Origin of the sequence: Bradyrhizobium sp. (assembly GCF_035570375.1) — a bacterium.
Taxonomy (GTDB): domain Bacteria; phylum Pseudomonadota; class Alphaproteobacteria; order Rhizobiales; family Xanthobacteraceae; genus Bradyrhizobium.
Genome location: NZ_DATMLW010000171.1, coordinates 1 through 8,946, shown reverse-complemented (window position 1 = coordinate 8,946; position 8,946 = coordinate 1). Strand labels below are relative to the sequence as shown.

The 8,946-nt window shown below is 59.4% G+C and carries 13 protein-coding genes; 10 read left to right on the top strand and 3 right to left on the bottom strand.

The genetic code is table 11. The features are described from left to right. Positions 1-280: 280 nt before the first annotated feature. The 7 genes from VNX23_RS18780 (at position 281) to VNX23_RS18750 (ending at position 4,014) form a co-directional block, all read left to right on the top strand. Entirely contained in the window at positions 281-676 is a 396-nt protein-coding gene (locus VNX23_RS18780; protein WP_325632431.1) for a hypothetical protein, read from the top strand. A gap of 315 nt (positions 677-991) precedes the next feature. Next, positions 992-1,702, top strand: a complete 711-nt coding sequence (locus tag VNX23_RS18775) for an outer membrane protein (RefSeq protein WP_325632430.1) — start codon at positions 992-994, stop codon at positions 1,700-1,702. Between the two features lie 208 nt (positions 1,703-1,910). Next, positions 1,911-2,150 carry a hypothetical protein gene (locus tag VNX23_RS18770; RefSeq protein WP_325632429.1) on the top strand — a complete coding sequence of 80 codons (240 nt, stop codon included), beginning with the start codon at positions 1,911-1,913 and terminating at the stop codon, positions 2,148-2,150. Positions 2,151-2,587: 437 nt separating this feature from the next. Then, positions 2,588-2,746 (top strand): hypothetical protein, encoded by a 159-nt coding sequence (locus VNX23_RS18765; protein WP_325632427.1) that lies wholly within the window; start codon positions 2,588-2,590, stop codon positions 2,744-2,746. 188 nt (positions 2,747-2,934) lie between these two features. After that, positions 2,935-3,090 (top strand): hypothetical protein, encoded by a 156-nt coding sequence (locus tag VNX23_RS18760; protein ID WP_325632426.1) that lies wholly within the window; start codon positions 2,935-2,937, stop codon positions 3,088-3,090. Between the two features lie 159 nt (positions 3,091-3,249). Then, entirely contained in the window at positions 3,250-3,507 is a 258-nt protein-coding gene (locus VNX23_RS18755) for a hypothetical protein (protein WP_325632425.1), read from the top strand. A gap of 222 nt (positions 3,508-3,729) precedes the next feature. Beyond that, a complete protein-coding gene (locus VNX23_RS18750) occupies positions 3,730-4,014 on the top strand; it encodes a hypothetical protein (protein WP_325632424.1) in 285 nt (94 codons plus the stop codon). Positions 4,015-4,137: 123 nt separating this feature from the next. On the opposite strand, the gene VNX23_RS18745 is transcribed toward VNX23_RS18750, so the two are convergent. Further along, positions 4,138-4,269 carry a hypothetical protein gene (locus VNX23_RS18745; protein WP_325632422.1) on the bottom strand — a complete coding sequence of 44 codons (132 nt, stop codon included), beginning with the start codon at positions 4,267-4,269 and terminating at the stop codon, positions 4,138-4,140. 815 nt (positions 4,270-5,084) lie between these two features. Here VNX23_RS18745 and VNX23_RS18740 point away from each other — a divergent pair. The 3 genes from VNX23_RS18740 (at position 5,085) to VNX23_RS18730 (ending at position 7,415) form a co-directional block, all read left to right on the top strand. Then, positions 5,085-5,300, top strand: a complete 216-nt coding sequence (locus VNX23_RS18740; RefSeq protein ID WP_325632421.1) for a cold-shock protein — start codon at positions 5,085-5,087, stop codon at positions 5,298-5,300. 799 nt (positions 5,301-6,099) lie between these two features. Beyond that, complete coding sequence (locus VNX23_RS18735) at positions 6,100-6,405, top strand: hypothetical protein (protein ID WP_325632419.1); 306 nt, start codon at positions 6,100-6,102, stop codon at positions 6,403-6,405. Positions 6,406-6,632: 227 nt separating this feature from the next. Continuing rightward, positions 6,633-7,415, top strand: coding sequence for a catalase (locus VNX23_RS18730; protein WP_325632417.1), 783 nt, complete (start codon positions 6,633-6,635; stop codon positions 7,413-7,415). A gap of 568 nt (positions 7,416-7,983) precedes the next feature. On the opposite strand, the gene VNX23_RS18725 is transcribed toward VNX23_RS18730, so the two are convergent. Beyond that, positions 7,984-8,148, bottom strand: a complete 165-nt coding sequence (locus tag VNX23_RS18725; RefSeq protein WP_325632416.1) for a hypothetical protein — start codon at positions 8,146-8,148, stop codon at positions 7,984-7,986. Between the two features lie 278 nt (positions 8,149-8,426). After that, the gene (locus tag VNX23_RS18720; RefSeq protein WP_325632415.1) at positions 8,427-8,603 is read right to left on the bottom strand and encodes a hypothetical protein; all 177 of its coding nucleotides are present in this window, start codon (positions 8,601-8,603) and stop codon (positions 8,427-8,429) included. Positions 8,604-8,946: the final 343 nt, after the last annotated feature.

Sequence of the window (8,946 nt, the reverse complement as noted above, 5' to 3'; positions counted from 1 at the left end):
GAACGCTTCTTCGCCTGGATTCAGTGGCGCCGGCGCCTGCTGGTCCGCTGGGAGTTCTATCCTCAAAACTTTCTCGGTTTCGTTCAACTCGCTTGCCTACTTATCCTCTTCAGGCAATTTTGAGATAGGTTCTAGTGTCCTTTCGATTCCGAAGTTCGCAAACCTGGTCGCTGCAAAATGATACGAACTTCGGAATCAAGACACTAGAACGCTTTCCGAATTGGGGATTTCAAGAGACGGGTTGCAGTTGGGGATATCGGCAAAGCATGCGGTGATCCTGATGCTGCTTTCGATCGCGCTCGCGGCCTGCGCGGGCGGCGACGACGGCCGAAGCGTCGGCCTTTTCGGCGGCGGAGACAAATTCCCCAACCAACCGTTTCCAAGCAACTACCGAACCGAATTGCTGGCCTTCCTGAAAACCTATCTCAACAATCCAGTCGGCGTGCGAGATGCGGCGATTGCGGAGCCGGCGCCGCGTGACATCAGCGGCAAGACCCGCTATGTCGCCTGCCTGCGCTATTCCATGCGCGAATCCGACGGCAGCTACCGCGAGCCGCGCGACCGCGCGGTTCTTTTTTTCAACGGCCGGCTCGACCGCATGATCGAGAACGGAGCCGAGACCTGCGCCGGAGCCGTCTATGCGGCGTTCCCCGAAATGGAAAAGCTGACACGATGACGCCCAAAGGCGAAGGTGAATAGCGCAACCTTACCTTCGGCTGCGTCTTACTTTCGGCTTGGCAGTCCCTATATCCGGTGCGGCCAACAAGGGAACTTCGATCACAATTCAGCGAGCTTTGAACCGGAAAGCCGGGCCGCAAGACCAACCAGCGATGGCTATTCGCCCGCAGAAAGCCGGGTTGATGCGGGAACAAGCGTCCCATTATGCGGCGATCACGCGGCGAAACGAACAGGCGGCGGCGTTGCCTCGAAGCAACCAAACTGGCGCCACGTTGTTTGGTTGATGTCGATCACGCCAGGAACGGGGATTAACATGAAGAAACTACTGCTCGGCGCAGCCGCTTGTATTGCGTTCGCTGCGCCTGCACTCGGCGCCGACCTTCCGAAGCGGACCTACACGAAGGCGCCGGTTTATACGGTACCCCAAGTTGTCTACAACTGGACGGGCTTCTACGTCGGTGGCCACATCGGCGGAGAGTTCGCTGGCTCCAACAGCCTGCAAGGCAGCGACGCGCGATTCGTCGGCGGCGTGCAAGGCGGGTTCGACTACCAGTTCGCGAACAACTGGGTGCTCGGCGCCGAGGCGCAGTACAGCTGGCTCACCGGCAACAGCAACAACGGCGTGCTTTTCCCCGGCGGCACTTTGGTGACCGCAAATCCCAACCAGCTTGGCTCGGTCACCGGACGTCTCGGATACGCTTTTGGTCCGACCCTGCTCTATGCCAAGGGCGGCTACGCCTGGCGCGGCGCTGACGATATCGGTGTCAGTGTCGGCGGCGCGCCGGGGGCCTTCACGACCGATGCCAATCATCGCAACGGCTGGACCGTCGGCGCCGGTCTCGAATACATGTTCGCGCCGAACTGGTCCGTCAAAGGCGAGTACCAGTACTACAATTTCGGCAACACCACTTTCACCACCGGACCCGCCGAGATCCTCGGTAGCCGTTTGAGGGACGACGAGCATACGGTCAAGCTCGGCGTCAATTATCGCTTCGGCTGGGGCGGTCCCGTGGCGCGGTACTGATTCATCTTTCGATGATCGCGAAAAGGCCGGCATCAGCCGGCCTTTTTTGTTGGCAGGCCGGGGCCGGGCCATTTCTCGTCGAGCGTCAGGCCGTGCCTTCCGTCGCGCCGGTCGCCTCGGCCCGGCGCCAGCAAAAATAATTTTCGCAGGTCGCGGCACTTTTGCTTCCGATCGGGTATGATGCGTTTGCCCTTTCTGGACAACTGAAATGCGTCTTTTCATTGCAGCGTTAGTGTACTGCGCGATCGCTTCGCCGTGCCTGGCCCAGACTGTCCTGAAATCCGAACCCCTGATGCTGGCGCCCTACGAGGTGGCCTTCGTCCAGGATTCCTCATGCCCTGTCGGCAGGGTTTTGAAGGTCACGGGCGCCATCCGGGGGCTGCATCGCCGCAAAACCTGCGTGGCGCTAGCCGCCGAGCAGGCCTCGCTGGCGGCAGCAACGCCATAGGGAAAAAGCGCCAGGCGCAGCTCGGACCAAACGTCGCCGGGCGCCGGCCGGGAGGCTGGGCTTCGCTCCTCCTTGAGTCGTAAACGAGTCCTTAAATCGGGCGAAAAATATCCTGCGAGACTCTCCGCCTAGAATCGCCCGATGCTTTGCCCGTCATGGGAACGATCCAGCAAACCTCTTGCGATCGCGTGCGTGTGACGCTGTCGGTCGCGCTATTGGCGGCCTGTGTCGCCAATCTGGCATTGGTATGCGCCTGGCTGTAGTCGAGGTTTGCGATCCGCCAGCCCGGTCCTGACGGCCAACGGCTCGATTAGCCAAGTCCGACCAAGGGGTTGGCGATGGTATTGTAGTGCCGGTGCGATTGACCTCGCCCCTTTCCTGCCGTGATACCGACAACGGTGGCGGCTCCGCGGGATTGGCAGGAGGGAGAGCGGGCGATGATCGAAGCGTTGACAGGGCGGGTCAATGGCGATGAGGCGCTAGTGTCCCGATTCCGAAGTTCGCATCATTTTGCGGCGTTCTTGTTTTTCGGAATCGAAAGCACGCTGGCCAGTCCTTGTTTTCTGGTGGGGCTTTTGGTTCAGAAGTCCGCATGACCGAACTCGCCGCCGCAATGATGCGGAATTCTGAACCGCCAAGCTGGTCCGGCGTGGACGATTCCTGACCACGACCTTCCTTCTCGAAATTGGCCAGTCCGCCTGGCTGATCTCGATCTTCGAGGGGCGAATCGTGTCGGCGGCGCCGGGTCCCTTTATCATGCCGTCGTCCTCACGACGTCACCATCATGAAGGGCCTCCGCCATTTTCCGATGAGCGAGAATGCGCAACTGTTTCTCAATTACCTGTTGCCGGCGCTGGAGAAGATTTCCGCAATTCCTGGAGCTGAGAGCTTCGCCGCAAAACCCTTCCTCGGCAGGCGGGCGAAAGCGACCCGGATTTGAAGAAGCTGCCGCATAAAGCGGCAATGGCGCGGGCTTCGGTCTTGAAGACGCCGTGTTCGTCTCGATATCCTTGCCGTGGCCGCGTTCGCACAAGCTTGGTCGGGATGTTGGCAACCGGGTGGCTTCGCATCGCAGGTCAGGGGCGAAAGGACGGTCTGAATGCCAAGGAAGGGAATCACCGGCCACGACGAATGGGTGATCACGGAAGCATTGGCGACCGCATTGATCGCACTTGAGCAGCTTCCGCAGAAACACCAGCCGTCCACGCACATGGCCGACATCAAAAAGCTCCTGGCCGCCGGTTGCCAATCCGGCACCCTCAACCTGCACCTCGCCCAGGCCAAATGCAGGCTGTTTCCCGAAGACGATCGCGAGGCCATTTATCGCGAATACGGGCTTGACGACTGGGAGACCTGAAAGGCTTCGCAGGACCAGACGGTCCCGGGCGGGTCATGCCGGAAGCGGCCTCCCGCGCTTTTTTTTGAAAAATCCCGTTTCAGAGTTTACCGCCGCCTGCGCGTTGCAGGCCCGCCACAGCCTCCATCCATTTTCCGTCGACGAAGCACCGATGTGGCCGCCGGCTGATCCGGCGCGGCGGTCCGTGTCATGATAGGCGGATACCGAATCAGGAGCTCGAGGATGAGTGGCGACAGCGATAGCAAAATCGCTTGGCACAGGGTTCAGCTCAAGAAGAACCGCGACGCTTTGAAGGCCCTGGAAGCGGCGCGCTTCACGATGGGCGAGATCGCAAGAGGCGGCCGAACCCAGAATTCACTGGCCGAGCTGAAGCGAAAGATCGCCGAATCCGAGCAATGCATCGCCGCCTACGAAAGGCAGAGTCGGCGGCCGGTCGCGACCGATTTTCGCAGCCTCACCAGCGTGAGCTGGAGCAGCTGGAACGCGCACGCCGACGTCAGCCGCTGAGCGGCGCGAGCAGGGCTCTCCAACCGGATAGCAAATGTCAAATTCACGCCGCTGGCGCCGGAGTGTTCGCTCCGCGCCTCAATCGCGTTCCGTCACCACGCGCGACGCCGCCGCGAAGCCGCCTTAGTGAAACGAATGCTCTATCTGCCGCAGCATCGACAGCGTTGCGTCGGTGTAGACGCCATCGGCCAGAAACTGATCTGCGATGACGGCGAAACCAATGAACGCTGCTGCCTTCATAATGCCGTTGAGCATGAGACGTTACTCCGTTCTCTCTGTCTTTCGAGAATTGCAGTAACCGCCATCGCCGTTTTTGAATCGGCGACGGTCCGCGCTCGACTAATGACCGCCGTCATTTGGTCGGGCCGATCATGGGATTCGCCAGTTAATTTTTAATGGATTAAATGCGCCGAACGGCGTTAACGCTCGGCCGAATGCACGGCCCAATTTAATGGATGTCAGGGCTGGCCACTGGCGGCGGGCCAAACATAAGTACACTGACCTCAAATCCGAGCGGATCGAGCGCGCAATCGCTGTCGATTTGGAATTCCTAGCGGCGCATCCCGGCAGGGCGAGGCGGTAAGGAAACAAGGGCGCGGGGCTCAAGCGGTCCCGCGCTCACGGGCCCGCCAGTTCACACCCCGGCGGGTTTGGCTCGGTCCGACAATGCACAGATCAGGTAAGCGCGAAAGCGATCAATCCAGAGCAAAGCAACACAAGGCCCACAACGGTCACAGCGAGGAAGCTGTTAGAAACGAACTCCTCACGCATGGTGCACCACCTAAATCTTGCGCCCCGCGCCCTGCTCGAAAGGAACGACGGTCCTATCGCACAGTCAAAGGGATTTCCTTCCGACCGTCCAATTTCGATCCAGCTTGATGTTTTGGTGCAACACCTGTTCGAAACAGGCCAGCGCACACGCCAGAAGGCTGATGCTAACTATCTGTTAAGGCCTAAGGCGGATAGCCGCCGCTGGATCGTCATAGCGACCGCTTTTCGCCACGAGCGTGCCGCCAGTTCGACCGACGAATCACGTTCGCTTGATCAACTTTCGAAGAGGAGATGCCGACGTGGCGATGGGGACGGTGAAGTGGTTTGATCCAGCCAAGGGGTATGGATTTATCAAGCCCGATGGCGGCGGAAAGGACGTGTTCGTCCACGTCTCGGCGTTCGAGAAGGCGGGCTACACCAGGCTCGCCGAGGGTGCCAAGATCAGCTACGAACTGCTCACCACTCGATCGGGCAAGACGGCGGCGGCCGCAGGCTTTGCTTGCCATTGCGACTAGCTTTTGTGGGGCGCGGGGCTTCTCTCATGGCGCCGGAACCGACTTTCAGTTCCGCTCCAATGATGCCGACGCAGGAAAAAGCAGCGAGGAACCTTCGTTGGCAACAGCGGTTTAGATTTTGTCGGCTGCGGGCCAACGGGAGCAAGCCCTTGATGAAAGACTATAGTGGGATCTGGGACCTGGCAGCCGGCACATTCATTGCCGTCTCAATGGCCAGCGGCATCGCGTTCATCGTCGCCAGCGCGATTTGATAGCCCCTTTATTCGAGCCGCGAAGTGCCGCGGAGCTTAGGTTCCGCGCTCACTTTTCCGCGCTCACTTTTGTGAGTTCCGGTTTCTGGCGCTCGAGACAGCGCCGGTTTGCTTTCAGGAAGCCAGGCGGTACATCGATCTCACCGACCGAAGGCGCCTCAACCAGTCGCCAGCTCTTAGATGAGCTTCAACTAACTGAAATGCAAAGACACCGGCGCCAAACAGACCGACGATTATCGCGACCGCTTCAATCATTTGACGTGACCACCAATCGCCTGCGCTGAAAACACGCGTCTCATAGTCGGACTTTGTTGCGCGGATGTTTCGTCGGGCCGACATAATGGTTTCGTCATTTCCCAGCAGTTGTGCCGGGGCTCCGGGCAGGCTCTTCCCGGCGGCTACTTCCCGTCGCGTCCCAATGTCAATTACTGGCAAGCTTAAAAGCACTTAAGCGGCTGGTTTGGGTGCCCCAATTTGGGCAGCAGAAATTCATACTTTATCCCGAACGGGGACGCATGACTTAGGCAGCGGGAGCGGGGAGGATTCCAATGCCTGACGAAATGATAGACCTCAGCGCACGTCAAATGGCCAAAACTGCAATGGCAATCGAGCAGATCGTCGACGCCTATGTTCGCTTGAAGGACGGACGTGCGCTCTTGGATCTGAGGGCTCACCGTCATAGACTCATCGTCGATCTTAATAAGCTGCGTTCAGATTCAGATTACAATGTAAGCCTTGCCCTCGGAAAAATGGCTGAAGATCTCGCAATCATCAATGTTGGGATCGAGCAGTTGGAAGCGCAAGGCGACATTGGCGCTATCGTCCGCGCACTGCCAGCCTCACCATGGTCATAGACCCGCGGCCGCGGACGAAATCAGAACGGACTTAGGTGCGCGAGATATGGCACGCACTGGAACTCGGGGGCCCAGTACGGTTTCAGGCTCGCGCTGACGCGAGTGATCGAGCCGACCGGCGGACCCGGTATGAGGTCGAGCTTGAACGCCGGGACCCTCGGCGCGTAGCTCGGGGGAAGGGATCGTTCCAACGGAGGACGGCGATCAACACACGGAAGGAGCCCGCGATGGCCACGACCCCCGAATCGTTCGTCGATGCGCTCAACTCGGCGTTCGGCAAGCAAACGACGCAGCGTGCGGCCCACGCCAAGGGCGTCGTCCTACTCGGCAAGTTCATTCCGAGCGCGGAGGCGGCGAGTGTGAGCAAGGCATTGCATTTCAAGCACGAGGTGCCGGTCACGGTGCGGTTCTCGGCCAATTCGGGCATACCCAGGATCGCCGATGCCGATCCGCGGGCCGCCCCGCGTGGCCTAGCCATCAGGTTTCGTCTTCCCGACGGCAGTGACACCGATCTCGTCACCCATTCGTACAACGGCTTTCCGGCGAAGAACCCCGAGGAATTTCAGCAATTCTTCCTGGCGCTTGCCGGCAGCAAGCCAGGGGTCCCGTCGCCGACGCCAATCGAGGCCTTTCAGGAGACGCACCCGGCCGCGAAGACGTTCATGACCACGCGGGATCCACCGCCGGTGAGCTACGCGACGACCACCTACTTCGGCGTGAACAGCTTCAAGTTCGTCAACGAAAAGGGCGCCGTGACGATTGGGCGCTATCAGCTGCTTCCCGACGCCGGCCGACATTTCTTGTCGAAGGACGACAGTGCCAAGTCTTGTCGAAGGACGACAGTGCCAAGGCGGCGACCAACTATCTGGACGACGAGATTCGCCAGCGCGTTGCCCGTGGAGCGGTTCGATTCAAGGTGGTGCTGCAACTCGCAGCGCCGGACGACAAGATCGACGATCCATCGGTGGCTTGGGCGAGCACCAATAAGATCACGACGCTGGGGACGCTGACCGTCGCTTCGGTGGTGCCGGACAGCGAGGCGACCGAACGCGCGCTCATGTTCTTGCCGGCGCTCTTGCCTGCCGGCATCGAACCCGCGGACCCGATGATTCAGTTCCGCAACAAGACGTATCCGGTATCTTACGAGCGCCGTCATCAGTCTCAACCAAGTTAGAGCGCCGCGATGGTCGAATGAGCTGCCCATCGACCGCGACCGAGTAAGGGGCGACTGAGGGCGTACCAGGGGCGAGCGACTTCAACCTCAACCCGGCGCAAGGGTGGCCGCCGTACTCGACGTCCAAGATCATCCCGCGCAATGCGGCGGTCGGATTTTGTCTTCTCGGCGGAATCGTCGGTGCGCCTATCGGTTTCGCAATCATTCTGACGAACGGATCATCGGGGAGTGAACGTGAACGCAACAACTGATCCTGTTTTTGGGGCTGGGGAAACCGTATTCAGAATGCGCCTTCTCGAAGCGCCGCTCGTTGTCAAGTTGAGCATCTCGCGTTGGAATGTATACGGCGTAGTGATAGCCGACGCTTCCCGCAGCCACCAGGAAGGCGAGACCTAAACTGATTTTTAGAAAGCCGTCAGCAGCGGCAAAGCGTCCATTTCGTTGTAGACGTTGGAAACGGTGACATAAGTCTCATTGCCAACGATGTTTTGGCCGAAGCAGCAGGGGTAAATATGAGCATCATTTCCTGCGAGGCTGCCAGCACAGCCAGCTAAAGCAATTGTTGCCATCAAGGCCAAGTAACGCACAGTGCCCCCGCCCGTCCTAAAATAAGGACAGATTAGCGGACTACTGTCTCAGAGGCCTTGTGATCATCAGCCAAAGACTTGGGATTTCCCGCCAAGCCCGCTTTGTCAGCTAGGGTCCAGAGGTGTCGGCCGACGCCGCTGGCAAGGGCCGATACCGGATCGCCTCCGGGCTGGGGTTTCCCTTTGCGGGGCGCGGGGCTGGCAGCGGGTCCGGCGCTCGTAGCGCTACGAAATAAAAGAGGCCGCCAACTGAGGCGGCCTTACTTTCTGTCCTTTACGACGCGATCAATCTCATATTCAGCGAGTTTGATTGCAAGCTCTCGACTTTCCGGAGTTACACCGGATTTGTTCTTGCCGTCATCAAACCTGACTTCCCATTTCCACCCGGCGCCACCCGCCATTTGAACAACGGTGTATTCAACTCCCTTGTATTCCATCGGATCGGGTCCGCTTATGAGCGGGCCGGGACATAAGCCAAAACGATCGCCCAGTAAGTTCACTTGTGTACTTAACGATTCAAATTAGGCCACAGGGGGCAACAGGCCAGCGCCCGATGCCACGCTGGCAAGTCTGCTCTGGCACCTGCAGCACAAATCCCGGACCCACCAGCGGCCTTACTCTTAGGTCGGCGGTCTCAATCCCGGCGAGGAAACCCATTGGTCTATGTGAGCGGCCGTATCTGCCTGATGAGCCTTTTTTATGAGCTCGTCCCGTTCGGGTCCCGGAGGTTTAGTCTCTGCTTCCTCTCGGAATCGCTTGGCTACTTTTGCCAGCCTTTCA